We start from the raw sequence: 25,915 nt of genomic DNA, 5'->3' as shown, positions 1-25,915 counted from the left end.
GATATGTGCGATAATACTGAAATTGCGTATGTGCTTGAGATTATTAGACATTTTTTACTCTAATTAGGCATTTTGTTGAAATCATGTACTCATATGTGTACTCAATTCAATGCAATGCTAAGAAAACGATGAAAACAATGCGAGGCATTATACAGCGAGTTCATTAGACTTGATAGTTTTGTTAATCTACTTACACCAGCATTCCAGAACCTAAAACATGGCGGTTTGTCCTCGTTTTTCAGGAACCTTTTCCCAGTTGCCATATATGAGTTCGACGCAGTCGGTGCGTTTGTCGCTGCCGCCGACTGTGTATTGGTAGTCGACTTCGACGACAGGCAGATCTTTGAATACTTTTCGAATGTCGGGATGGTCGTTGATAGATATGATCATCTTGCCTTTTATCGTTTTTGCGAGTTCGGCCATTTTTTCATATTGGTCAAAACCAAACGGCACGCCGTAGCCTTCTGTTTCCCAGTATGGCGGGTCGCAGTAGAACAATGTGCCTGGTCGATCGTATTTTTCGATGATGCGCGCCCAGTCGAGGTTTTCAATGGTTGTGCTGGATAATCGAAAATGAGCATCTGCCAAATCTTGCTCTAAGTTGAGCAAGTTAAAGCGAGGGCGGCTTGTGGTCGATGTGCCAAACGTTTGCCCCTCCACTTTGCCACCGAAGGCTTGTTTTTGCAGATAAAGAAAACGTGCTGCACGCTGTATATCGGTCATGGTTTCGGGCGGTGTTTTCTTCATTGTTTCCCATGTTTCTCGGCTCGACAGCACCCACTTAAATTGCTTATACAGCTCTTCAAGGTGGTGCTTTACGACTCGATACAGATTCACGAGGTCACCGTTTACGTCGTTTAGAATCTCGACTTTAGACGGTTCTTTCAAGAAGAACAAAGCCGCTGCGCCACTGAATGGCTCCACGTATGTTGCGTGATCTGGAAACAATGGAAGAAGATGCTCGGCAAGTTTACGCTTGCCGCCGATCCATGGAATGATGGGTTTTGCCATGAGGTTTTACTCCGTTAATGGTGCTCATGGCACTCTCGTTTATGTGTTTGCAGCGTGGGCATTTTATCTCGATCATTTGAAAAACACCTTTTGCTAGTAATTTATTACATTTTGAACATCGTATATTTTGCATGTGAACCTACCGAATAAATCTGATAGACTCGCCCCGCCGCTGGCCAGCGGTGGGAAAGCCCTGGGTTGGTTCACGTAGCTTGGTTACGTGATCTGACGGCTCGTTGGAATTGGTGCTTCCTCTGAGTCGCTTTCTCATTACCACTTTTCAATAAAATACGCAGTTACCGTGCGCATTGGCACCTGCGTATTTTTGACACAAAAAAACCGCTTTCGCGGCCGTGGGTTCTTTGAACGTTTGTTACTCGTGCAAGTTGATTAACGCTCTTGCTTCTTCTCGTGCTGCGATTTCAACTGCATATTTCGTTTTGAGAACTTCAGCTCCCTCACCTAACATTGCAGCTTCTCCTACTTTCGAGATAATCCAATCGGTATTTGCGAGATAAGCTTTTGCTTCAGTAACTTTCTGTGCTTGTGCAGATACTAACTGCTCTGCTGCTAATTGCTCTGCTGTCTTAATGTTTTTAAACATCTTGCTCAACCTCCATTTCTTGCTCAATTTCTTGCTCAATCGGTAGCCATTGAATAGGGCATGGTACTTCGCCATCATCAATATCAAACGTGTAATCAGCCCAATCAGTTGACTGGCTCGGCTCCGCTTTTGAGCTGTCATACTCGTATTTAATCGTGACAGATTCACGAGTAACTATGCCGATGAAATGAGAGTCTTCTTCTGGCTCTGCTTGGCCACCTTCTGGAATCGCTGACAAATCATATTCAACATCATCGATAGTTAAAACTAAGCCGGACAACGCTATGGCCGTTTTTTTATTCGATGCAACTGGGGATAAAATAATTTTCATAACTACTCCTTAGTACCAGCGGCCAATTGCCGTGAAAAACAAAACAGCCCTGTCGGGCTCATTGAATTGACGTTCTTCGAGCTTCATTAAAACTCCGTGCCGCGAAAAAAAAGTATTTGGCGTACTGACTATTGAAGTGGCCTGATCTCTAATCCATGCGCTCATTGCTTTACGTGCAGAACCTCCATTACCTGTTGTTAATGCTGTTGCTGTCAGCTGCACTGAGGGCGTATTAATAAAAGTCGCGGGGGTCACAAACGAATCGTCAATTACACTTTTGCTGTCAAGAGAAGTGGGAAAGCCGCTTTGAAGAACTACAGTACGACTACAGATCATCGTACCATCCGCAAACTTAGTGTATTCACCGTTTGCATTTGAGCCGCGTTCGATGATGGCACCGGTTGGCACACTTGATAATTGAGATACTGTGCCCACCAGGTTGCCAGTGTGTAGGACTTCTCGCCATGGAGTCCATACGTCATAAATGTTTCTAGATCTTATAAAATATCGATTAGATTCTACATGCAGTGTTTGAGTTACCGCTGATGATTGATTTTTGTCTACCGTCAGCACAAACGTCTGATTAGTTGTTGTAATGGACGCAGGTTTATTTAACGAATTATTCCAAGTAGCATGCGATGCATTTCTATAAACACCTGTTTCAATATAGCTATTTAGATCAATACCAAAAACCCCGTATAACCCACCACCACCAAGACCAAAATCCCCAACTCTCAGCAACTTAGGCTTTCCGTTCGCACCATTCCCTGTATCAGTTGCACTTTGAGTAACGTCATAGCCTGCTGCGGTGCCTGCTGCATCAAAGAACTCTTGCGCTTCCCGCGCAATTTTCCGCATTGTCGCAAACGTGTGTTCTTCACCCGTTGGGTCTTTGATCGTCACGTCTTTATCTAACGTGGCGATTTCCGCGAGCGTCTTGTGAACACTGATCGCGTATTCGTTGGTATCCTGCATAGCTTTAATGCCAGCCAAAAAAGGCGCGCCTGTCGGCTGGACTTTGGCGGGTTGGTTGGTGATAGTCGATCCATCCCACGGCATTGCCAGCGTGAGCGTGCTGACCCCGCTGCCATTTGCAGCGGTGCCGCTGGCGATCTCAACAGGGATATTATTAACAATAAGCGCCCATCCAGACTGCACAGACGACAAGTCCACGCCCCCCGTGACAGACACCGTAATGCTGCCGTTTGTCACGCTGACAGACGGCAAAGTGATCCAATTAGCCATAAAAACTCCGAATTAAATTTATGAGACTTGCAATAATCGCCATCGAATAGTGCATGGGTTGAGATAGTTAACGCGGCGCGCCAATACTCTGATGCGTATATGGACAGTTGTGCCACCGTATGCGCTACTCCATCGCGTTAATGGTACGGCCTCAGCTGTCACGCCCCATGCCGTTTGGGCAAGCGTTGGCACATCAGCATTCACGCTTGTGTTTTCAAACCCAGCCGTGGCGACCGTGTAGTATTTCGTCCCAGACCAAGCAGCTCCAGGATGTCCGGTATCCAGTATTGCTTCATAGACAGTATTGATTCCGGAGCTATTCCCTCCCGACACATTGCCGAGATTGAATGTACCCGTAGCAACCACCATTTCACGCGACAGTACGACGCCATTGAACTCTGCTGAGCCATTTTTCAAAATTCGCCAGCCGCTGACGCCCTGCACGAAGTTATTAGATTTGATCTCATCGCTAATTTTCGCGCTTGATATCGCGCCATTTTCGATGTTTGCAGATTTGATGATTGCGTTCTTGATGTTAGCGAAATCCACTTCCAGATTTTCCGCGTCAACAAAGTTGGCTTTCAGCTTGCCATTTTCGAAAACGAGCGTGCCGTCTTCTGATTGCAACTTGCCTAGCAGCAGCTCTTTTATCGATGCTTGGTTGATGTAGACATCATCGCCCTCAACATAAAATGGGGTTTTCGTGCCGTTGGCCGTTTTGAATTTCATTGCGTTGGCGATGAATTCAAGCGAGCTGCCATCTTCGCCAACGTTGGCAAAGATACCGGCTAACTGATTGCCGTAGACGGCCATAACAGCGGCGGTGGCGGTGGCTTTGCCATCTGCATCGAGTATTGCCTGGTACATTGCCCCTGCTGACACTTCGACCGCTTCGCCAGCGGCATTGGTGCCTGTCACGGTGACATTTCGCAATGCTTCGGCAATAGACGATTCGCCCATCCATGTGTTGCCCGCGAGCTCGCAGGACTCTGCGGTTTCGTGGCTGGTTGGGTTGCCGTCTGCGTCGACACAATAGCCGATCGCAGTGCGGCGGTAGTCAACAAACTCAGCCTTGTTGTCACCCACCTTTACTGCGAGTTCGTCCACTGTTTGCGCGAGCGCTGTGGTTTCATTCGCGACCGCTTTTGTCTCGCTTCTGGCCAAGGCGATGGTGTCGCTTTGTGCAGTCTGCTCACGCGCTGCAGCGGCGGATTTTGCGGCTTCAAGAAACGCATTTTCTGACAACGCATCATCAGCAACTTGCAATTTATGCGTGCTGATAATTTGCTGTGATATGGTCCCCGCTTGGGCGTTGAGTGTTTGCTCAACATTACTCATGCGGGTGCCGTATTCGTTTTGCGTTGTCGTTTGGGCGATTTGAGAGATCAGCGATTCAGCGCCATCAATCCATTGCTCTGCAGAATTGGCTTTGTTGATCGTGCCGTTTTCATCTAGCTGAGTAACAGTGGCAATGATGCTGTATTGAGCGTTCCAGCTGTCTAGCGTCTGTTGCACGTCATTTTGAGTGAGCGTGTTTTGCTCGTAAAACGTCGTAGTAACGTAGTTAGACAATTGGCCGTTTACAGCATCGATATTTTGCTCAGCAACACTGACGCGGCCTTGCAAGCCCTCAATAGCAGCTTGAGCGGCGGTGCTTTTGCCCGCTTGTACGCTGTGCAATTGATATGCATCAGTAATCGTGGCGCCCAAAATTATGCGTATGCCCGTTATTGTGCTGGCTGTGTAATCCGTTATTGCGCCAAAATCCACAGAGACGGTATATTGCTGGCCGTCGTCTGTGATTTCGTTGATGTCCATTTCATGTGCTGACGAATAGCTGTGCGATGCGGTTTGGTATTGGATTTTACCGACCCAAGCCGCCCCCGCTGCGCGTGCGATCGTTAGCTGTATAACGGGGTTTTCAGCGCCCGCATAGTTCATTGCGCTGGCAATATCGCCCAGCGTTAAATCAATCCATGCACCCGCGTTGTAAACCGCCGTGCCGCTTTGCACTGCCCAACCATCTAAGCCGGTATTAAAGTTCGTGACGTAAGCTGGTTGAATGGCTGCGATCGCACCCGCAACGGTTTCTGTCAATTGCGTGTACGTTGCGCGCTGATTGATCAGCCCTGCCTGCACAGACAATTCGGATTCCGCATCCGTCAAACGCCCCTCGGCTGTCTCGATACGAGTCGCTTGCAGGCTGATAGACGCATTCACACCATTAATCAATAACGCCGCTTCGCTAAACTTACCGTTTGTGTATTCGTATGCGCGGTTTGTGATCGTCCCTGTTGATGGGTCGATTTCAACAACGGCATTCAGAATGCGGTAATACTCGTCGTTTTGGCTGGCCTGCACACGCTCCACCTCTGCCGCGCGAGCCGCTGCATTAAACAGCTGCTCTGCCACAGCATCGGTATTGACTTGCTGCTTATGCGCTTGATTTGCAGCCGCTTGCGCGATCGCATCCAAGTCGCCAGTCAAAGACAAATCCCGCTCGGTCAGCTGCTGAATAGAATCCGCAACAGCATCACGCAACGTCGTCACAGAGTGCGCTGAAGACGTACCAAGACCAAAGGCATCGTAAGAGGCGATAGCAATGTGGTAATCGGTCAACGGCTCCAACGCATCCAACGTAATAGAAAGACTTTCACCTTTGTAGCGTTGGCTTGCATCCGTTTCAGGGGGCGGTGTTTCTTCCGACAACCAAACAACTGCGCCGCGTGCATTTGATGGACGAGACAGCGTTAATTTAACATCGTTAACTGATGACCAAAGCTGTATGGTTGGCGCAAGCGGAGCGGGTTTAGAAATGGCTAAAGCGGACGACTCACCCACTTCACCCACCACGTTCACGCCACTAACACGCACCTCAAACGAGCGAGGCAATCCGATGGATTTAAACAGCTCAAAACCAAGAGTCACTGACTCACTGGCGGTGCTGACTTTCGTCAAGCTAACGGCGTTAACAGCGTCGTATATCTCAACTTGATAGTGTTTTAGCGCATTACTGGCAAGCGCATTCCATGACAGTGTCAGTGCATCGTCAAACTCACCAACCACAACCAAACCGCTCACGCGCCCTACTGCAGGAACGTTTACAGAAAATGTTGCTGTCGTTACGGGCGAACGAGTCAAAGCGTTGCGAGCTCTAACCGTTGCGTAATATTCGCCAGCGGCAAGATAAGGCAAGTTAAGCTTTGGCGCATAGTCGTTTGCCCAATCGTTCGAATGGGCGAGCGTTGTGCTCAGCACCTGAATGCCATCTGATGCACGATAGATTTCGATCAAATAGTCATGCACGAAGCCACTGTTTGATTGTGTCCAAGTCAATGAGCCCACAGTAGATTCGTTCCATTCGCTGGGCAAATACGCCACAGTTTCTGGTGATGACAATATGCTGGCGTCTGCCAATTCTGGCGCTGTAATGACTGGCTGATCCGGCAATTCAATCCACGGAAAAATAGACGGATCATACGCCGCGCAAGTAAAAGAGATCTCGCCATCGGCTGGGATTTTACGAGAGGCAACACGCCACAAAGTACCATCGCGCAAGCCTGGCACATCCATGATCAGCAGGTCACCACAACGAACTTTGATCATCCATGGCTGACCTTCAAAAGCGATCGCACCACCAATGCGACTTTCTAGCAGCGCCTGACGGGCGATATCTAGCGCTTGATAGCGGTTGGTGCAAGAATCCACGGTGATATCAGCGTGCGATTCTTCCCAATTATCTTCTTCCAAATAGCCTTGATATTCAGCATCGTCAATCGGATAAGTGGCTTCGTTTGAATCCCATTCTTTGTCTGGGTCCACGTAAGTGACTGTCACGCGATTGTATTTATCACGCGCACCGTTTGGGCTGCGAGAAATATCCCCAACTATGTCGTCGTAGGTAACCGTGTGATCTGGCGTAGAATCGTTTTGGATAACATAGCGCCATTGTCCTGCTGTTTGCGTAAGAAAAGCGCGACTTTCTGCAACCATTTTTTTGATATTGTCAAACGGCGTTTGATCCGTGCTGACCGCCAAATTACAGGCAAAGCGCTTGACCATGATTTCGCTGTTTGAATTGCTTGGATAGCTAACATCGGCCAGATCGGCCGCGACTTTAAATGATTCAAAATCAATTAAACGATCGGCAATACCGACACCGTATTCTGACGAACGAAAATAATCCAACACAACCAGCGCAAAATTGTCTGAATACGCGGTATTTCCATTGCGTGGGTCATATAAAAGAGCGCCCTCAATGATAGAATTAAAAACAGGCAGGCCGCTGTATTTGTCCTGGTCATAAGTGTATCTAACCGCCTGATACGCCAAACCCTGCAAGCGGTGATTCTCTGTCCAGTCCGACAACTCCGACACAAAATTGGCGTCCGCCGCCTGATCTGGATAACCTGCATGAAACGTATAGCGCAGGGTGTTGCCAAATGTTGACTCGGCTTTATCCGACACTGTCACTGAGCTGGAGCTGTGAACAGGGCCGATGCAGTGAACAAGCACGGAATTAAGAAACGCATTCTTGCTCCCGCTTGTAGACAAATAAACGCGGGTGCCGCCTAGCTTTCGCTTTCCGTAAATTTTAGGTGGCTTAGCTGTGGCGGAGCTTTTGTTGACCGTTAGACCGGATGCTGAAACATCGGACTGATCCGGCACCTCTGGGGAAAATAAATTTTCTATCCAATCGGCGGTGTCTTCTATAAATTCACCAACCTGCTTTACAACACGCTTAACCTCTCTAAAGATTTTGCTAAAAAAGCCCATTATTTACCCCACTTGATATCGCTTATTTCTGTGCCTGCGAAATCCAAACCTCTGTCGCTTGGATATAACAAATTCTGAGAGTTTGAGTTTGTTGAGCGGCCGCGTTTTTGCTGCCAGTTGATGATATTGGCACTGGCAGTCACGTCGATTGTGTAACCGTCTTCTGAGTCGTTTGCTTCGTATTCAATCATCCGACCTTCGAACAACTTTTCGAATTGCTCACTGCCGTCATCCCAAATGTATTGGCGGTAATAGGTCACGGTTTGGTTTAGATATTGATCGGCATAAAACGCCTGCAGCACCGGGTCGGATTCGTCCGATATGTTTAGCGAGACATTCCAATCGGACGTGGTGATTTCTAACGATTCAGACACTTCACCAATGCCGTCCTTGTCTAAATACAAATCTGGCTCATAAAGATCCCCCATGAACGACACAGGGATGCCGCCGTCCGTCATGATCAAATCGCCACCATTGCGGAATGACATTTTTATCAGGTTGCGAATAATCATGATTACAGAGTCTCTTCAAAGCTGGCCGAAATAGTGGTTAATGGGCCTTTGGTTTTGTATGTGATGTCATCGTCTGTGCGCGTCACATCGATAGCGACCGCGTCTATCTGCACGACCTCGGACAGTGAAACGCCGCGCCTTAAAGATGGGTAAAGCTGGACAATATCGCCTGTAATTTTGGTGATTCGGTAGGCTTTAGCGTGACCAAAAAAACGCACTAGATGACCAAGTGATAAACTGCCAGTGCCATTTAAAAGTACCTGGTTAGAACCCGCGTTAGCCGGTTCTATGGCCTGCCAAGTACCGCTTGCATTGGAGTGGAACGATCGTACAGGGTGAACAAGCGAAGCCGTTTCCGACTGACCTTTCATTTCGTCTAGCGCAATTTCAAGAGGCAAGGATTTGTCGCTTAAATACGCTGGCCACGTCACATCAAACAGCCACTTTTGCTGCTCAAGGTTTCGTGACACTTTGCGACCAGACCGCGACCGCGAAACAACACTAGGATCATTCGAAGTGATGGACACCTCGGCTTCATCAATATAGGGGAGCATTGACACCTCGCAGGCATAAAAAAACCCGCACGAAGCGGGTGTTAAGTTGTGTTTATCGAACGCCTTTTATTTTGCCGCCATTCTGCCCTGCTTCAGCCGAGACGGCGTTATAAACCAGCTTCTGACCTAGTTTGCTTTGCAATATCGCGACAACCTGTGTGGCGACTTGCTCGCCAATTTCTGTGCCGGTCGCTTGCGGATTAGCTGCTGTTACCTGCACGATGATGTCACCAAAGGTTATTTGACTGACAGTCGAAGCTTGGTCGCTTTCGCTTGACGTGCTTTTAGACATGGTCAGGTTGTTGCGGTGGCGGGGGTCGCTTTGGGTAAGTACCTCCTCGCCTTTTAGTAGCACCGCTGGCACTTCATTTGCGGCAAGTCGCGCTGAGTAATCGTCTGATTTTTGACCCGCTATACCGCCAGTGTGGTAGGTTTGGTTGTTGACCTGCCCTATCTGCTCAGCACCATAGGCAACCAAAGCTGCCGCTGCCGCAACACCCAATGCAGGACCGACTATTGGTATGGGAGCCAAAGCCGCATAAGCCGCCATAGCGCCTTGGTAGGTATTAATACCAATGTTGTAGATTGCGGCCGCTTTACCGATCGCTGCTAACTCTTTGTTCTTGCTGTCAGCCATACCCACAAAGAGGTCGTTAAATTCTCTTTGTTTGTTTAGGCTGATCTCAAGGTCTTGTTGCTCGGCAATTTTTCGGTTCTTGGCTGCGCGATCTTCCGCGACAGATTTTGCTTTGTCGTATTGCTTTTGTGTGATGTCCTTATCGCGCAAGTGCTTATCAAGCAGCTTTATTTCTTCGGCATAGCGGTCTTTTTCCTTTTGCAGCTCCGACTTTCCGTAGTCGTCGTACTGTTTCAATATTCCATCTTGGAATTCTTGGAACATTTTTAGCTGATAGTCGTAGGACTCTTGCTGATATGCAATGACTCTGGCGTCTTGGTCGTTCGTGATGCCATTTTCTTGCATGTACGCCAATACGCGCTGTTGATGCTCTAACGTCATCTGTTCGCGTTTGGTGTAGTTGTCCGCAAAAGCGGCTAATCGCTTCTGACGCTGGGCCACCTCAAGCTGCTCTTCTTGCAGCTCGTAGCGCTGCTTGGAGCTGTATCTCAAACTGTCCGCTTGAGACGCTGTGAGCAGCTTTTTATCTTCTGCTTGCTGTATATCTGCGAGCTCTTTGTCGTAATTCGCTCGTCTAATTTGCTCCAATGTTTTGGATGCATCTTGCAAATTAGTGATATTGGTTTTCAGCTCTTGGCTTGCGATGGCTTGGCGAATGGCCGCTTGCTTGGCATTTTCAAGCGTTTGGCGCTGGCCTAATGCTGCGGATAAAGCCGCCTCTCTCTCTTGTAGCTCGGCCTGCTTACCAAGTGGCTTTTGCTGACGGTTTTCAAGCTCGTTTAAGCCATTTGTAATCGCGAGGAAGCCCGTTTGAGCTTTTTTCGCATCAATGGCCTCGATCTGTTGATTGGTCAGCGCAAGCTCGCTGCGCACAGATTTAAGCATGGCTTCCAAATCGTTTGCGCTGGCATTTTTAAGGCTTTCGCTAAAGTCTTCATTGCTCGCGGTAACGGCATCAAACCCTGATGCAATATCTGAATTTAACAGGCTAATGGCTGTCATTCCTGTGAACAGCAAACCCAATGGCCCGCCAACCAACCCCAATGCCGCGCTTAACCCACGAGCCGCAATAGAGCCTGCACGCATAGAGGCATTATGAACATTTTGCGCAGTGGTTAGTTTTTTAGTGCTTCTTTCTAAATCCGCTTTAGCACGGTCTAATCGTTTCGTGTTATCCGTTGCCACTTGAATGGCCGCTGTGTTTTTAGCGATTTGCGCCTGATGGGCTTGCTCGGCTTTTTCTGCTCGCTTGGTAGCGACAGACAGCCGGTCTTTTGATGCAGATAATTCTGCCTCGGCCACTTTTAGCTTTTCGGCACGTAACTTTGCATAACCTAATTGCTCGGCATGAGCCTTTGATGCCTTGGCCGCTTCAACTTCCGCCGCTGCGGCGGTTTTGGTTGTTTTGGCTAACGCTAGATTTTCCGCTGACAAACGCTCACTTGCTGCGGCGTCTTGGCGTTTTGCAACGATAGATTCTTGATACGCTTTTTGCTCGGTACTTAGCTTAGCTTCCGCTTTCGCCAATACCGCTTTGGCTTCTTCTACGTTGGCCGCTGCATTTTGCCGCGTTGCCATGGTGTCGGCGTATTTTGCTTGGGCAGACGCAATAAAGGCCGAAGTCATACGGCCAGCATATACAGAGGCAACCAAGGTGCCTGATGTCGCCATGATGTCAAGCGTATCGGACACGGCTTCACCATCGCTAGCGAAGGCGTTAAACGCTTGGCTGATAGCTTTTACAGCTGGCTCAAACTCGGCTGCAAGTTGCTGAGAAAGCGATTTTGTCGCGTTCTGCATGATGTTTATTTCGTTCGCGATGCTGGCCAGCTTGATAGCATCTGCTTCTTTTAGGACTTTGTTGGTTGCGTAGGCTTCGTCTTGCAGCTCTCGCAAACCTTGTGCGCCATTGCGCAGCGCTGGCAACAGGGCAACAAGGTTGTCACTGCCAAGCTGATCCAAATACACGCGGGCGCTGGCATCACTGACGTTTTCCAGTTCTTTGGCAACTTTGTATAAAAGCTCGTCGGGCGCTAGGTCTACAAAGTCCTGCACGTTTAGGTTTAAGTTTTCGAAGAAATCCGCCCCTTCGCCTGTGCCTATGTTCGCGAACTCTTGAATACGCACCGACATATCTTGCAGAATGCCGTTCATGGATTCACCATCAACACCGAACTTGCTGGCAGCGTACTGCAGCGAGGTGATTTGTTCGGTCGTTGTGTTCAATCGATCGGCAGCAAGCAAGGATTGCTCACCCATTTCTGCCATTTCTTTGGTAAACGCCACGACACCCACACCGCCAAGACCCGCTGCGATGGCAGACGTGGCAGAGAGTGCGGTTTTTCTCATATCAAGAAAGCCTGCTTTAGCGGAGTCGAACGCAACGCGTGTGCGATCCGTTGCGGTCACAATAAATTCGTGGCGAGTGTTACTCATTTTTTTGCTCTGCCTTTTCGATGATGTTCATGGCGCGAATAAAGGACTCGGGCTGATCAAGCAGACCGCCAGATAGTGGAAACCGATTTTTTTGGAAATGGCTATAAAGGCTGATTAATTCGTTACTTTGGTGGGTGATCATGGGTTTTAAACAGGTGTCGGATTCGATCACGTCGTCTATTACCCATTGCTTTATTGGCGCTGGGTTGTTTTTGTCGCAGTGTCGCCCCCATGTACAGTGATTGCAGTCAAATTGATCTGCATTACTGTACACAGCCACTGCGATGATTAGTTTTTTTCTTCGTATTCTCGAATAAAGGCGCGATTCATGATCTCGTTAAACACTTCAGTCAAGTATTTTTGCTTAGCAAACCCCAATCGGTGCCGACCGTATCGCATTGGGTTCCCCGATTTATCGTTAAACCCTGCCCAATCCTGAATGGAAAAATGTAGCGCGTCCCGCATTGCTTGCCCGCTGTAGGTGAAATTGCCAGCCGCATTAATGCTGGCACCTGATTGCACTTGCATAAACTCTAATCCGCTCAGCGGTTTCAACAGCCACTTTACGTCACGTTTTTCGTCTAGATCAGACTCAAACCAAGTAGGTACAATTTTGCTCTCTTCATCAATTACTTCCACAATTTAACTCCTTATGTGAATAACAAGCTGAATTCGTCATCGCCATTGGTTGGCAGGGCCGCGAGGCTTAGATCACGAGTTACTTGACCGTTACGATCGGCCGCTTTTGGTGCCGCTGCGTTGTAAACCTTTGGCATAGAAATAGTGTAAATATTTCCTGCTTGGGTGCCGATTGCCCCTGTTGTTAGCGCAGATTCCACACCGCTTTTCCAATCGATCAGATAGTCTTTTTGGTCGGCCGTTTTGGCCAGCGGATCGATGGAGCCAGTCACATTGCGGTCACTGATATAAATAGCACCGTAACCATCTACACTAGACATCGAATCCGGTGTGGCAACGGTAATGCCCATATCAACAGACAGTTTCGATACATCCAACGCGCCGCCAAGGCTGAACGCAACACCAATCAACGGCACTGGCACAATGGAGGAATAAGAGGCGGCAGGCATTGACGTGGCAGAGACATTGCCAGACTGATGGCCTGTGAACGTGAATGACGCTTTGCCGATTGATCCAGTTGAAAGATCAAAGGTCACCTTGCCCATGCAGCCGGTTAACTTGATAACGTCGCCATCTTCCCACACGTAAATCGTGCAGGCTTGCTGACCTGTTGTCGCTGGCAAGTATTCGACCGATGTGTCTGCTGTGATCGTTTCTTGGAAACCGCAGGCTTTTAATGCATCGCCCATTTCAGGCGCCACACCCGCAACACCAGACCCTTTAATCTCCATGGTGAAGGAGACTTCTACTAGGTGACCTGCGTAAATTTTCTTGAGTTCGCCAAAGGTGGAGCGAACAGGGTTTCGGGTCGCCATTCGCTCGTTGGCAGGCGACCATTTTAGGTCTTCCACTAATTTGGCGTTGTCTGCGGCGGTTGGCTCGGCATCAGTGCCTTGGGCGGCTTCAATTTTTAGAGCGATAACACTACGCTTTGTCAGTTTCATTGGTCGTCTCGCTGGCTGGTTTTGGTTTGATTTCGTTGTCTATGACGCGGGTGCCGCCTTCGCGGGGCTTGTGCGTCATTTTTGGTGGTGCGGGCTGCTTTTTCTTGCTCATAAGCTTGGGTCCTGTGTGTTGTAGCGGTAGCGAACTTGGTACACAAGCTCACGACTAAGCGCTGGCTGCTCGGCATTGATTTCTGGCTCACCAACACGAGAAGAGCTGATTTCTGTCATGCCAGGCACAATGCCTTGCAACGCCATCAGTGCCTTGTGAATTTCGCCGCGATGCTGGTTGGCCAAAAATTCCAGTTGCGTAGACTGCGTGAGCACCACTTGTGTAATGACCAGATCAAATACCGCATCCGTAAAAGCCCCTAAGCTTTCGGTGGTTTCTTGGCCTTGGCGAATAAGTACTCGCGTTTTGTCGGATTTGTACACAGGCGTTCGCTCTACCACGGTAGGCGGCATTGCCGTGGTTAGCGCATTGGTTATAGCCACCATGATGGATTCGATTTTGTGCATTACATTACCTTCTCAACTTGGTACTTAGTGACACCAGCACCACCACCAACAGGCTGGCGTAGGTAATACGCTGTGCCTGCGATGGTGATTTTTGTGCCGAGCGGGCTTTCAGGAATATCCACATCCGCAACGGTCAGCACGTTGCCCTCCCCAACAAAATCATTTCCATCAAGGAAGTCATTTTTAAATCGCACTAAAATGGCCTGCTCTGGCGCTGATTCGTGGAAAGCCTCTTCGCCAAAGTTTTGGGACATCAACCGGAACATTTCGAGCTTGTTCATGGCGTTACGCCTTTTTCGCTGCACCTAGTGAGATAAAGCGATCAAAGGCGGCTTTGTCTTTCGCAGTGAAGCGAGCGCCTGGCGCATGATTACCAACCGTATTGATGGCGATCATATCGAGGCCGCTTGCTTTGGATTCTTCCGCCGCTTTGGCTTCTTCCGCTGCTTTGGCTTCTTCCGCTGCTTTGGCTTCTTCCGCCGCTTTGGCCTCTTCCGCTGCTTTGGCCTCTTCCGCCGCTTTGGCTTCTTCCGCCGCTTTGGCTTCTTCCGCTGCTTTGGCTTCTTCCGCTGCTTTAGTTTCTGCTGTTTTGCTTTTTGCTTGAGTCATGGTATTTCTCCAATAAAAAAAGCGACCCGCGGGCCGCTTTTAGTTAGGTGGTTTTACTTGATGGCCGCTGAATTATTCCAATACAGTCATGGAAGACGTTGCATTCGGGTTGCCAGGCGCAACAAGTGGGGCGGAAACGGATAAAGCGACACGCAGAGATGGATCAAACTCGTCTTTGTATTTACTAAACATTCGAATAGCAATCATGGCTTCAACGTCTAAAATAGCGCCGAAGTGCTGCGCCCCTGCCACCGCATCAGACAAGAAAGTCACTTTCTTGGCCTTCTGCATAGCGGTTTGAACGCCTTTTACTGACACTGTGCGAGTGTCTACCCAGACCGCTAAGTTATTGCCCAACACGCCTTTCAAGACAATGCCTTCGGGCATGGTTACGCCACGCTCTAATGCGCCAGACTGACCAGAAAAGTCCGTATCTAGCGAATCTTTCACTTGGGCGTTATTTTTGAACGGCTGCCACACATCTAACGGCAAAATCATGTCTGTTGGCGCCACGCCGCCTTCAGCGTCTGACATGCGCTTACACTGAATGTCGATCTGATCAACAATTTTAGCGGCTGGGTTATTCCAGTATTCATTGCCTGCTAAACCATCCAAAATAACCGTCAACGCTGGCGCACGCCCAAAATCAACCAAGGCTTGACGACCATCTTTGTAAGTGAGCGTTAGCTTGCCATCAGCAAAGCCATGTGCCGCCATCAATTCACATAATCGTGTTAGACGTTGATCATGGGTGATAAATTGCTCTGTTGTTGCTGCGTTTAATCGATCTTTAGGCGTGACCTTGTCGCGTACTCTTTCGCCAGCACGTCGACGCAAAGAATTAGACGGGGTAACAATATCTTTCATCTTGGTGTAGCCAGGTGTTAAGCGCTTAGTAGAGGTTGCGCGCTCATAAATCACTTGGCCTTGCTCCATTGGCATCACCAATGGCGCTACTTCTTTGCCTGCGAACTTCATCTCGACAAGGACATATTCTTCCTCACTTTCGATGATGGTCGACGCAAAACGGTTTAGGTAAAACGTTGGGGTGACGGCTTGTTCTTCGATGTACTGGGCTAACTCGTAGCGGTCATTTACTGGATTAGGCATAACTTAACTCCATAAAAAAACGCCCTCTTGGGGCGTTCTTGATTGATTTTTTAAAAGGGCGTTTTTGTGGGGCTGCTTAAGCAGGCAAGCGCAAGTAAATACCTTGATCTGCTAACAATTCTTTAACTTCGTCCGTGCTGGACCATGATGCATCCAGCACCAACAAGCTTGGGTTGCATTCCACTTCGCAGTAAACAGGACATAGCGCGTCGGCCTCTGTGGCATCGGTTGCATAAATCGCAATTCGACGGGGAATTTGTGAGCCGTCGGTCGCTGTTTTCACGCAAGGGATGTATTTCCCCGTCGCTGTCACACGGCCCAGCAACGCTCGTTGAGCAACATTGCTACCGCTGGCAATCGTGACCGTGTCAGTGATTTGTGGTTTTTCACCGGTAATAAACGGGACAAAGTTTTCGCTAACGTCTTCACAAGACGCCATTCCGTAGGTATCAGACATAATCAAACCTTTATTTAATTAGCTATGAGTCAGAAAAGAGCGCTGGCGCTCAGTTAGGCATGCATTTGTGAGTGAGCCGCGATCAGCGGGTTTCTAGATTTTTTCTTGCCATCAGTGTCTGCGCTAGCATCCAAATCGTTGTCGTCTGACGGTACGTTTGGATCAAACGAGCCCATGACTTTGGCGAAGTCAGTCGTTGTCGTTTGTTCGGTTGTTGTTTCAAGTGTTGCGGACATTTTTGGCGAAACACCAAGCAAGGCTTCGCCTTCCGCTGCGCTCATGCTTGTGTTGAACGCAATGTGATGAGCCATAGCGACACGACCTTCACTCTGTGCCGACATGATGATGCCTTTGATGCGGGCGCGCTCAGCCGTGGTTGCTTCGGCACGAATTGCGCTTTCGTCTAGCTGTGGGCTTTGTGATTCTGTCACGCTTGCGTTTGTATCTGGTTTTAGCATTGGGATTACTCCGTTGGTGGGGTTGATCTGATCAATGAATTCTGCCAACGAATCCGCTGGAGACATGATTTTGTCGGCTAGCTTTAGCTCGACGGCTTGTTTTGCATTGAGTACCGCCGCTTCGGTGGCCATCAGTGCGTTAAAATCACAGCCACGATTGTCGACAAGGGTTTGCACGAACATGGTTCGTAGATCTTCAAGCGATGCTTTGCGGCTGTTGTAGACTTCTTCAGAAAGAGCTTCGTACGGATTGCCCTCGACCTTCCTAGAGCCCGCAGCAATTAAGGTGATTTTTTGGCCGCGCCCCTTCATCATTTCAGATACGTCTGTGTGCGCAGAAACGGCACCGATGGAACCCATGCGGTCTGTGCGGGAAAGCGTTACCAAGTCCGCAACAGATGCAAACATTTGCGCGGCACTACACGCTTGTGGGTCAACGATGGCGCGAGTGGGCTTGGTAACAAACTCTTTTGCCCAATCGGTTAAATCAAACAAACCATCGACAGAACCACCAGGGGAATTAATATCGTAGATAATGCCTTTCACTTGTGGGTCATCTTGCGCCATTTGGATGTTGGCACGAATGCCGTCATATCCCGTCATGCCGCTAGATGGTCGCAAACTACCAAAACGATGCGTTAACGAGCCATGAACCGGAATAACCGCCGCACCATTTTGAATGTGATAAGGTCGAACTGTTTCTCGACTAAACCCAGCGGCCATACCAACCAACTGTGCTGGCTCAAAAATTTCGCCATTCATTTCTAACATGGAAAAGTCGATTTTTCCGAGATTGGTCAGCGCACCAAGCGCCACCAATAAATACTGCTGATCTATAGCTAGATTTCGGTTAAAAATCTCGTCAAGCAGTAGCATTATTCGATTCTTCTGTGTCACTGGAATCACCTATGAGTTGGTAAATGTCGGAGAGTTTGACGCCTTTTTCTTCCATTACTTGGCGCTCATGAGCTATTTGCTCTAAGTTGTCTTCCCAATCTAGCCCCTGCTCAGCGCATTCGGCTTCGTACGTTGAAAAACCGTACTCAACTCGAAGCTTGGCGCCTTGCGCTTCTTTCACTGGGTCAACCCAACCTTTGCCGCTGGCAATCCATCCGCACTGGCAATAAGCCGCGCGATTTGCATAAAAATCAGGCGCATCTAAGGTGCCCTTGTTGACTTGCTCCTCTAGCCACAACTCATAAACGGGTTGTGCCCATGACGAGATAAGCCAAGCACGGCGATTTTTCACAAACTTGTAGGCTTCAAGCATGGAGGCTCGGGCACTTGAGTAGTTGGTTTTACTGAAATCCTTCATCAGCATTTCATAGGGCATGCCGAGCGAAACGCCGATTTGACGAAAGATGTTTTCTACAAAAGCGCTGTACGATGGGTTTGGTCGCCCTGGTAAAAACGGGGTGATATCCTCGTTCGGCAGTAGCGGAATAACTGAGTTAGGGCTCATGGAGTAATCCATGCTGTTCCTGGCGTCTAGGTATTCGCTTGATACCGTGGCGCCTGCATCACTATCTGCGGTCGGGCTGTAGATTTGCTTTATCAGCTCATCCGGCATATCCGATTTAACAAAGGCCGCGATCAGGGCGTTGTTAGCCGCCGCTTTGAGCTCGGCTTGTGAATAATCGTCTAATATCTTAAATTCAGATAACGCAGATACCAACGCACCGACGCCACGCGATTGCTCCGGCCGCGTAATGTCGTAAGTATGGATAACCATGCGACGGCCCCAAGGGGTTCGTGCTGGCACTCTTGTCCATTTCAGCAGGTCGCGAGAAACATCAATCGGGTGACGATTAGCTATGTGATACGCGATTGCTTCACCATCACTGTTTTTCTCTATACCTCGTCGCATTCCTGCACCGTCTGTTTTGCCATATGGCGTACAAACGCGATCAGGGTCGATAATTTGAATGCAAAATGCATTGTCGCGCGCCTTTTTCCAACGCGGCACGGCAAAGCTTTCACCCGCATCAAACGACTGCATGAAGGTAAGCTGCGTCATGGAGTGAAACGTTTGGTTTCGCGCCAATGATGCATCTAGCGAGTTCGCCCATAACTTGAATAGGTTTTTTGCTTTTCTGGCCCATTCGCGCGCCCATTCAGGATCTTTCCCAAGCGCTTGATAGTTTGGCTTTGGCGTTGGCATTAGCATGGAGCCGACAACGTGATCGGTCATGGTTTGCTTTGCGCCTTTTGCTACGCCGTTGTTGCGGAAAAGATCCGCTTGACGGGCATCTAGAATGCTTTTTTCTGGCAGTAGGTCAGCGTCTGCGCTGCGTTTTCGTGGCCGCCAATTCTTGTGGTGATCGCTGTTTGCTCCTCGATACGCTGGCTCGCTTCGAAAAGGTTGTCCTGTGTGGTCAAGTATCATCGTGGCACCGGATTAGCTGTGATGCCTCGACCCCCACCACCGAGCGCACGAATGCGACGAGTAAGACGGGTTATTTCGGCATTCATTTGTGGAATTGACACCGTGGCGAATGTGATGCTGTCACCATCGCCCGATACACTTTGTGTTGCTGTGCCTTGCAGGCGTTTTAACTTGGCCGCTTTGAGTGCGGCCAATTCAGCTTGCGCTTCTTGTAGCTCTGTCACGTTTTGATACTCCCCGTCTTGCCAAAGGATCGTTTTTTAGGCTTTGGTGGCTCGCTTGATGTCACCGCTTTCTCGTCTGTCTTTGGCGCTGGCGCTTCGGCTGGCTTTGCTGCTGGCGCTGGCGCTTCGGTTGGCTTTGGCGACTCTGGTTCGATTTCGGTTTGCACGAATTGAGGCGCGGACGGTTCGATCGTTGGCATTGTTTTGTCCATGAGTTTTTGGAGTGATCGGAGCTGCATACCATAGTTTTGCTGTAGTATTCGGATCATTGCGAAGTTGCCGACGCGACAATCTAGCGGCTCGTTTCGGCCTCCAGGTGGGTTTTCAAAATCCACATAACCTTGGCCGTTTTTATGCTTGATCGTCATTTTCTCGATCACGAGCCCATGAAAGTACCGCTCGTCATATATCTCTTTGAGAGGGAAATGACAGTAGCCGGGGCCGTGTTTCTGGTGCTTAATTCGCGCATAGATCACCTGTTTAGCTGTGATTGTATTTAGCTCAGTGAGGTATGTTTTGTGCTTGGCATTGGCTTTATCTGGGAAGCTGGCAACAGGTTTCGTTGAGCCTTTTTCCTTTGATCCGAATGTCGGGATATATCGGAACGGATCACGACGACAGAATTTATGAACCTCTGACGTGAAGTGACCGCCAGCATCAATGCCGCACAATCTAGCGCGATGAATCACGCCCGTAGCGCTGATAAATTCGCGGTTCATGTGTTTTTCTAGTTCGTTCCAAATTTCAGGACGGGATAGATCGCCATGTAATTTGACGTAATCTAGTGACCACGTTTCCTCGTTTGGCCCCCACGCAACGAACTCACCCTCCAAGCGATCGTCCTGTGTATCAAACCAACACGTTATGATGATGCCATCGTGCGGTACATCGGCTTGATAAACTTCACGACGATTTTCAAAGCCCGTGGCGTCAATACTTTCACTTTCCACTTCAAAGGTTTCACCCATTGACGTGTTTTTCCATGTCGTCATCAGGGTGTTGTCACCCATCTTTTCGAATTTATGAGCCTCTAAAAATTTCTCGACTACATCCTGCAGTTTGGCGTTCGGGAATGGGCTGTATAGCTCATTTATGTAAAAGCCTGCCACGCCCGTAAAGGGGGCCGTCGCTCGCCATTCGCCAAGCTGCAGCGCTTCGTTTTTTTGGTTATTTGTAAAAAGCCCTTCACAGCTTGAGCATTTGATTTTGGCGGTTTCTGGTAAGTGCTCTTCGTAAACCTCGTGAATTTCTTCTTGGGCTTTCTCCCACACGACCATATTCCACTTAAGCGTTATAAAATCGCCACAGCATGGACATGGGATAAAGAAATGGCGCTTATCACTAAGCGCCATTTCGCGTTCTATTTCGCTTTTCCCCTTTAATGTGGGGGAGCCGCCAAGAATGATTTTTCGGTTATAGAAGGTTTTGCCGCGCTCGTATGCGAGCTTGAGCGAGTTACCTTCGCCACCTGAGTTGCGCGAACAGCGGTCTGGTTCTTCGACCAATATCAATCGAATGGGAGACGATGCCAGTTTTGATGGTGCATTCGAACCGACCAGCTCAAGGTGACCGCCTCGAAAATGCTTACTTAATATCGTGTTGCCAGCGTTTCGAGATTGTTGATTGATTCTTTCGGCAAGCGGTTCGCTATCCCTAATCATGGGCGCGAATTTTTCTTTTGAATAACGCTCGGCCATATCCTCAGTCGGGAACAACACAAGCGCCGGACAGGGGTCGCGGTGAATGTGGTAGCCGATAACGTTGTTTATTACGCCATCTGTCCAAGCAACCTGAGCGGATTTTTGACAAACAACACGCGGTATCTCTGGGTCACAGCACGCGTCTTGGATCTCTTTTAAAAACGGTGTTACCGATACTCGGTAATCACCAGGTAATGCGCTGTTTTCTCTTGAAAGCTTGCGGTATTTTTCCGCCCATTCTGTGATTGATTCATCTGGCGGTGGTAGCCAAAGCGATTCTAGGTTTTCATAAACTTCGTCCATGTTGGCGAAGTTTATATCTGGCAGGAAATTATCACTCATCAATGACATGATCACCCCCCATACTCACCAACGCCGATTTCACTTCGTCTTCTACGATCGCTTTTTGTTCTTTAGTTAATCCAAGGCGCTGAGAAAGACGCGGTGCTAAGTTCATCAATCCTGATTTTGCAGAGGTAATAATCTGGCCTAGCTTAAATTCGATATCAGGTCTCCTTATTAACTGCTTAGCCTCTTCGCGCACTGAAATCTCTTTTTCTGTTGCTTGCCAGTGCTTCAGCCGAGCGGTCTCTATTTCCAGATCATAAGCATTAGAAACTTCCTTACCCTGCCCCACTCCTGCTTTCATCATTCGTTGGGTAACAAGCCATTCAATTACGTCCTCAGTGTCGTATGTATTTCGCTGGCCTCGACCGCCAACAATTTCGATAGGCATGCCGTTTTTTTGCCACGTAGTGAGTGTTTTTTCAGTCACTCCGAGTATGTCGGCAAGCTCTTTTTTCTGGACTTTTTTACCCATTTCAAAAACCCACAAAGAAAAGCTAAACATTTGAAAGCAAACATTATTCGATCAAGAGAAAGCACCCTCATGCGCACAACAATGTTGCTTAGTGAAAAACAGATAAAGAGGCGGTCGGAGTGGTCGCCTCAACCGCCAGTTTTAAAAATGAAAATTGGAATAAAAAACCATTGCAAAATCGATCACATAAAATTCGAAGATAAAGGTTATGAATTCGTGTGACCAGTCATCAAAAAGGAAGGAAGTCCTAGGAACATTTTATAGCTAGAAATACTATGGGGTCAGAATAACCCCCATAGGGGGTAGGGCTGGGAAGGACCCGTAAAGTATATTTATCAATCACTTAGCCATCTTAGACGCATAATATTTCGCAGCTTCCGAAAATTCCTCACTTATTACCTGTCGTGCCATCTTGTCAGCCTCTTTATAAAACGGCAGACGCCTCTCGTAACTCGGCACGCTCTCAGTAAACGCAATGACTTGCTTAAGTTTCTTCCCTTGCTTGTAGTAAATGCCGATAGGTTTGTGTGGCGATTTGGGTAGAATGAAATACTTGCGCGCTTGCCGCGATGTATTCTGATGGCTCCCTGCCTCTGTGAACGCCTGTACATCACGTAATATATGGGCTGTCATAGCTTTGGTTATGTTGCCAAAGCTATCCAGCTTTACATCACCGCCAGGCACAGCGTACTGAGTTGCCCGAATCAGACCAGCGCGACGCAACCTTTTCTCAAAAGCTTTAGGCTTTCGGTCTCCGCCCGCTATCATTGGGTCTAGATGATTTAACACACCACCATTGGCCCCCTTCAAGAACACAGCGGCCTCTAAGTTTTTTTGATTGGAGTATCGATTATAAACAGAATTAAGCGTCCATCTTGTTGGTCTGTCTATGTATTTTGGCAAGACGACCTTAACCAAATGCTCTTGAACTTTGTCGGCTGTACGATTCAGAGCGCGGACGGTAGCCTTTGGAATCACATCCTTGTGCAACTGATTCAATACGCGCTCGACATACTTTGCATCATCTTTGATTGAGAATCTGAAATCATCCATCAACACACTGCCTCAGCTGCTCTATGTAGGCGGTTATCTGCCCCATCTCATCTATCGGCACGATGAAAGCCACGTCATTGACTGTCGTGTTTATCAGTACTGGCTCCACCGTCGTGCATGTCTGCCCTTGAGTCGTAGGGCTTAGCGCGCTGCACCCGACCAAACCGACGCAGATAACTGGCAGGATCATTGCGCGCCTCATCAAGTCGCTCTTGCTTCTGTGCTTCATCATCACGTCTCTTCAACTGCACTGCCCATTCAATAAGAATGAGCAGTAATTTCAGCAAACTAGCCATCTTTATTTTTAGCCTTGCCATAGTTAGCGGCCATCAAATTAATCAATGATTTCAACCAACTAGGCCAATTGGCCGTAAATTTAGCGGGCAATGTAGCAACCAAGTGCGCCACCGCATACAGCACACCAACCAGCACACCAACCCATGCGGGTAGCAGCTCAATCAACGCAGGCAATGCACCAAAAATCATGGCAATCAAGCCGCCATCATCAACCGCTACAACCTCAGCCGCATAAGCAGCAAACGAGAAGAAGAACAGCAAAGAGCCAAGAAGAAGTCGTCGATAAAACACCAACGAACACAACACGCCAATAGCAAAAACAAGCAGACCAAGCGCCATTGGCGACTTACCAACCGTCAAGCCCAACCAACCATCTGATATCGCTAACAACCCAGAAGCCGAAACCGCATCAAAGCCAGCAAGCGATGCCATCGCCGCCACAGCAGCAACAGCAATACCAACCCCAATTATCATTACCTTTCTTACACGCATAACTAACCCTCTTTCTCTAGCCCATACAGATCGTATGGGAAGTTTTTAATAAACTCCTCAACAGTGCCAGCACCGTGAACAGTGTTGTAGTGCTTCTTCCAGTATGACGCTAACGCCTTGATATCATTGGCTTTCGGCAACGGTTCAGGCCGTCTGAAATAGTGAACTCGGCACATTGCTGCAGCATAACGATTGTTCCAAACGAGCGCGTTATGGTCGGGCCAGCCGTTGGAGTAATAATTCGCATCCACGCTATCCGAAGTCATCAGCAATAACGAACACTGAACAGGGCGTCTGTATTTGATGAAGTTAAGCCACAAATCTTTATGCGTTGCTGGCTCCATCTGAAACAACCCCATTGCAGGGCCTTTGCCGAGCTGCTTGATGTATGTTCCATGCGACTCTTGAGCCAGCGTCCCCATCACTAACTGATCAGCAACTAACGAATAAGCAATGCCATCTAATTGATTTAACGCAGGAATCACAACGTATTCACGAAATTGAGAGAGATTTAAACTCATGACAAGCTCCGCTTGAATCGGTTGATAAATAGCTTGATTGCTTCATCGCCCATCAACCCTGCCACACCGGACATAAAACCTGTTGCAGCGGGCGGCATGTTCATCGACGTACACAAAAAGAACGTCAACATACCCAAAAAGCCGCCAGTAAAAACAGCGATAAGCATATGAATTAATGAGAATTTTTTGGCGTTTTGTTGAAAATCACGAAGGTATTTCACAGCTCCCCCCAGAACCCCCACCAACACAAATGCGGCAGTCTGAAGCAGCTCATCGGGTAGGAATTTCATAAAATGGCCTTTTAGAAACAAGAAAGCCCCGCGAATGCGAGGCTCTAAAAAATCATATAACGCTAACTTACTCACTAAAGGGGCGCGAACCCTACCTAATCCCTGCCACTTGGGCCACATCATGCGGGATACGTCGACATCACATGCGATCTAACGGATAAAACGTGCGATCTAACACGCTATAGCAACGCCAATCTAATTAGTCATAGAAACCCTCAAGGCCAGAAACGAAAAAACCCGCTCATCCGGCGGGTTCTTGGTAATGTGTTCGCCCTTCAAACGCAGTTATCAGAGCATGAACAAAATATAGCCCCTAACTTAGCGATCAGCAAGCCCTACGCGCGCGAATATCCAACTTTGTATTCTTCATTGGAATACAAAACAACAGACGCGAAAGCAGCAAAAACATTGATAAAATGCCACTCATCAAAATACCATTAGTGACGGCATGGTGACGGAAAATAATTTAAAATAAATCAGAGTTAATGCTTTACTTATGGGCTAACCCATATTAATATAGCTTACATGGAGTGAGGGACTGGCCCGAACCCATTCACGAATAGATAGGTGAAATTATGACTACTCAACTAACCATCGTTTTTAACCCTGAATCAGCGCACCGCTTCCCTGTTTACCGCAAATACCCTCAGGAAATTCAGGCCCAGTTGGCCTTTATTTCTCTGGATATTCGCACCGGCGAAATCAATGCAGACTACAGTCGCGAAACTGACAATGCTGCAAGTGCGGCGGTATGGCACAGCCCCGAACTGCGCTTTCCCATTAATCCAGAAACACCAGCAAATCAGATAGCGGAGGTCATTGGAGACAACTCCGAGAAATTCCAAACCATCCTCGACGGCGCGACTGAGGAATGGGACGGCAACAACTACGTTGGTCGTTTTACTGACGAAGCCCTATCTATCATTGAGTCGCTAGATTTAGAGAGCAATTTTGATGGCGGGATTATCGATATTGCTACATGGATTGAAACCCAGCTATTTCCGAACGAAAACCAGTCAATCAAAGCGTTTGCCCAAGAAGTGGCGGACAGCGAGGATAACGGCTACCTGTTTGAGCGGGAGCCTACGCTAGAGTGGATGCTAGATCAGTTAGAGGGCGTTTGGATTGAGTATTTGGTGGCAGGCCATGAACTACCAATCACGGTGGCAGGATTTATCCTAGATCGCGGCAACTACCCAGACGCATGGGAAGACGAATTACGCGAGTTCGCCTACCCTGACGCAGAGCTTGACGACTAATCAAAAATCGGGCGCCGATAGTCGCCCAATT

At 48.5% G+C, this 25,915-nt stretch carries 29 protein-coding genes; 1 reads left to right on the top strand and 28 read right to left on the bottom strand.

All coding sequences use genetic code 11. From position 1 onward, the window contains the following. Nucleotides 1-210: 210 nt before the first annotated feature. The 28 genes from DKT73_RS18505 to DKT73_RS18380 all read right to left on the bottom strand — a co-directional run bounded on the left by DKT73_RS18505 (nt 211) and on the right by DKT73_RS18380 (nt 24,748). Nucleotides 211-1,011: a DNA adenine methylase gene (locus tag DKT73_RS18505; protein ID WP_111640002.1), complete on the bottom strand. Its 801-nt coding sequence runs from the start codon at nt 1,009-1,011 to the stop codon at nt 211-213. Next, a complete protein-coding gene (locus DKT73_RS18500) occupies nt 971-1,144 on the bottom strand; it encodes a Com family DNA-binding transcriptional regulator (protein ID WP_111640001.1) in 174 nt (57 codons plus the stop codon). Before DKT73_RS18500 ends, DKT73_RS18505 begins: the two co-directional genes overlap by 41 nt. Nucleotides 1,145-1,384: 240 nt before the next feature. Beyond that, nucleotides 1,385-1,615: a hypothetical protein gene (locus tag DKT73_RS18495; RefSeq protein ID WP_111640000.1), complete on the bottom strand. Its 231-nt coding sequence runs from the start codon at nt 1,613-1,615 to the stop codon at nt 1,385-1,387. Then, complete coding sequence (locus tag DKT73_RS18490; RefSeq protein WP_111639999.1) at nt 1,608-1,946, bottom strand: hypothetical protein; 339 nt, start codon at nt 1,944-1,946, stop codon at nt 1,608-1,610. The genes DKT73_RS18495 and DKT73_RS18490 overlap by 8 nt, the downstream gene beginning before the upstream one ends. 9 nt (nt 1,947-1,955) lie before the next feature. After that, a complete protein-coding gene (locus tag DKT73_RS18485) occupies nt 1,956-3,191 on the bottom strand; it encodes a pyocin knob domain-containing protein (RefSeq protein ID WP_111639998.1) in 1,236 nt (411 codons plus the stop codon). Nucleotides 3,192-3,209: 18 nt separating this feature from the next. Then, nucleotides 3,210-7,967 carry a phage tail tip fiber protein gene (locus DKT73_RS18480; RefSeq protein ID WP_111639997.1) on the bottom strand — a complete coding sequence of 1,586 codons (4,758 nt, stop codon included), beginning with the start codon at nt 7,965-7,967 and terminating at the stop codon, nt 3,210-3,212. Continuing rightward, the gene (locus DKT73_RS18475; protein ID WP_111639996.1) at nt 7,967-8,479 is read right to left on the bottom strand and encodes a DUF2163 domain-containing protein; all 513 of its coding nucleotides are present in this window, start codon (nt 8,477-8,479) and stop codon (nt 7,967-7,969) included. Before DKT73_RS18475 ends, DKT73_RS18480 begins: the two co-directional genes overlap by 1 nt. 2 nt (nt 8,480-8,481) lie before the next feature. Then, complete coding sequence (locus tag DKT73_RS18470) at nt 8,482-9,033, bottom strand: hypothetical protein (RefSeq protein ID WP_111639995.1); 552 nt, start codon at nt 9,031-9,033, stop codon at nt 8,482-8,484. A 52-nt stretch (nt 9,034-9,085) separates the two neighbouring features. Further along, complete coding sequence (locus tag DKT73_RS18465; protein ID WP_111639994.1) at nt 9,086-12,106, bottom strand: coiled-coil domain-containing protein; 3,021 nt, start codon at nt 12,104-12,106, stop codon at nt 9,086-9,088. Next, nucleotides 12,099-12,380, bottom strand: coding sequence for a hypothetical protein (locus tag DKT73_RS20100; protein ID WP_157959212.1), 282 nt, complete (start codon nt 12,378-12,380; stop codon nt 12,099-12,101). Before DKT73_RS20100 ends, DKT73_RS18465 begins: the two co-directional genes overlap by 8 nt. Nucleotides 12,381-12,394: 14 nt before the next feature. Continuing rightward, nucleotides 12,395-12,745: a hypothetical protein gene (locus DKT73_RS18460; RefSeq protein ID WP_111639993.1), complete on the bottom strand. Its 351-nt coding sequence runs from the start codon at nt 12,743-12,745 to the stop codon at nt 12,395-12,397. Between the two features lie 11 nt (nt 12,746-12,756). Further along, nucleotides 12,757-13,689, bottom strand: a complete 933-nt coding sequence (locus tag DKT73_RS18455) for a phage tail tube protein (RefSeq protein ID WP_111639992.1) — start codon at nt 13,687-13,689, stop codon at nt 12,757-12,759. Beyond that, nucleotides 13,670-13,801, bottom strand: a complete 132-nt coding sequence (locus DKT73_RS20450) for a hypothetical protein (RefSeq protein ID WP_269814516.1) — start codon at nt 13,799-13,801, stop codon at nt 13,670-13,672. The genes DKT73_RS18455 and DKT73_RS20450 overlap by 20 nt, the downstream gene beginning before the upstream one ends. Further along, nucleotides 13,798-14,208: a hypothetical protein gene (locus DKT73_RS18450; protein WP_111639991.1), complete on the bottom strand. Its 411-nt coding sequence runs from the start codon at nt 14,206-14,208 to the stop codon at nt 13,798-13,800. Before DKT73_RS18450 ends, DKT73_RS20450 begins: the two co-directional genes overlap by 4 nt. After that, nucleotides 14,208-14,489 (bottom strand): hypothetical protein, encoded by a 282-nt coding sequence (locus DKT73_RS18445; RefSeq protein WP_111639990.1) that lies wholly within the window; start codon nt 14,487-14,489, stop codon nt 14,208-14,210. The genes DKT73_RS18450 and DKT73_RS18445 overlap by 1 nt, the downstream gene beginning before the upstream one ends. 4 nt (nt 14,490-14,493) lie before the next feature. Next, nucleotides 14,494-14,817, bottom strand: coding sequence for a hypothetical protein (locus DKT73_RS20235; RefSeq protein WP_198666665.1), 324 nt, complete (start codon nt 14,815-14,817; stop codon nt 14,494-14,496). Nucleotides 14,818-14,889: 72 nt separating this feature from the next. Further along, complete coding sequence (locus DKT73_RS18435; RefSeq protein WP_111639989.1) at nt 14,890-15,927, bottom strand: major capsid protein; 1,038 nt, start codon at nt 15,925-15,927, stop codon at nt 14,890-14,892. Nucleotides 15,928-16,003: 76 nt separating this feature from the next. After that, nucleotides 16,004-16,384, bottom strand: coding sequence for a head decoration protein (locus tag DKT73_RS18430; protein ID WP_111639988.1), 381 nt, complete (start codon nt 16,382-16,384; stop codon nt 16,004-16,006). A gap of 53 nt (nt 16,385-16,437) precedes the next feature. Further along, nucleotides 16,438-17,718 carry a S49 family peptidase gene (locus DKT73_RS18425; protein WP_111639987.1) on the bottom strand — a complete coding sequence of 427 codons (1,281 nt, stop codon included), beginning with the start codon at nt 17,716-17,718 and terminating at the stop codon, nt 16,438-16,440. Then, the gene (locus tag DKT73_RS18420; RefSeq protein WP_111639986.1) at nt 17,705-19,228 is read right to left on the bottom strand and encodes a phage portal protein; all 1,524 of its coding nucleotides are present in this window, start codon (nt 19,226-19,228) and stop codon (nt 17,705-17,707) included. The genes DKT73_RS18425 and DKT73_RS18420 overlap by 14 nt, the downstream gene beginning before the upstream one ends. Next, a complete protein-coding gene (locus DKT73_RS18415) occupies nt 19,225-19,452 on the bottom strand; it encodes a hypothetical protein (RefSeq protein WP_111639985.1) in 228 nt (75 codons plus the stop codon). Before DKT73_RS18415 ends, DKT73_RS18420 begins: the two co-directional genes overlap by 4 nt. Then, on the bottom strand, nt 19,449-21,503 hold the full coding sequence (locus tag DKT73_RS18410) for a phage terminase large subunit family protein (RefSeq protein WP_111639984.1): 2,055 nt from the start codon (nt 21,501-21,503) through the stop codon (nt 19,449-19,451). Before DKT73_RS18410 ends, DKT73_RS18415 begins: the two co-directional genes overlap by 4 nt. Beyond that, entirely contained in the window at nt 21,487-21,972 is a 486-nt protein-coding gene (locus tag DKT73_RS18405) for a DUF1441 family protein (RefSeq protein WP_157959211.1), read from the bottom strand. The genes DKT73_RS18410 and DKT73_RS18405 overlap by 17 nt, the downstream gene beginning before the upstream one ends. A gap of 339 nt (nt 21,973-22,311) precedes the next feature. After that, the gene (locus DKT73_RS18400; protein ID WP_111639982.1) at nt 22,312-23,025 is read right to left on the bottom strand and encodes a phage tail protein; all 714 of its coding nucleotides are present in this window, start codon (nt 23,023-23,025) and stop codon (nt 22,312-22,314) included. 74 nt (nt 23,026-23,099) lie between these two features. After that, nucleotides 23,100-23,321: a hypothetical protein gene (locus DKT73_RS18395; protein ID WP_111639981.1), complete on the bottom strand. Its 222-nt coding sequence runs from the start codon at nt 23,319-23,321 to the stop codon at nt 23,100-23,102. After that, nucleotides 23,314-23,814 (bottom strand): hypothetical protein, encoded by a 501-nt coding sequence (locus tag DKT73_RS18390; RefSeq protein WP_111639980.1) that lies wholly within the window; start codon nt 23,812-23,814, stop codon nt 23,314-23,316. The genes DKT73_RS18395 and DKT73_RS18390 overlap by 8 nt, the downstream gene beginning before the upstream one ends. Nucleotides 23,815-23,816: 2 nt before the next feature. Then, a complete protein-coding gene (locus tag DKT73_RS18385) occupies nt 23,817-24,335 on the bottom strand; it encodes a hypothetical protein (protein WP_111639979.1) in 519 nt (172 codons plus the stop codon). Continuing rightward, entirely contained in the window at nt 24,332-24,748 is a 417-nt protein-coding gene (locus DKT73_RS18380) for a phage holin family protein (RefSeq protein WP_111639978.1), read from the bottom strand. The genes DKT73_RS18385 and DKT73_RS18380 overlap by 4 nt, the downstream gene beginning before the upstream one ends. Before the next feature lie 452 nt (nt 24,749-25,200). Between DKT73_RS18380 and DKT73_RS18375 the strand changes: the two genes are divergently transcribed. After that, a complete protein-coding gene (locus DKT73_RS18375) occupies nt 25,201-25,884 on the top strand; it encodes a hypothetical protein (protein WP_111639977.1) in 684 nt (227 codons plus the stop codon). The last annotated feature ends 31 nt before the right edge of the window (nt 25,885-25,915 follow it).

The sequence above is a fragment of the Marinomonas shanghaiensis genome (assembly GCF_003259175.1).
GTDB lineage: Bacteria > Pseudomonadota > Gammaproteobacteria > Pseudomonadales > Marinomonadaceae > Marinomonas > Marinomonas shanghaiensis.
This window is presented reverse-complemented; position numbering and strand designations above follow the sequence as displayed.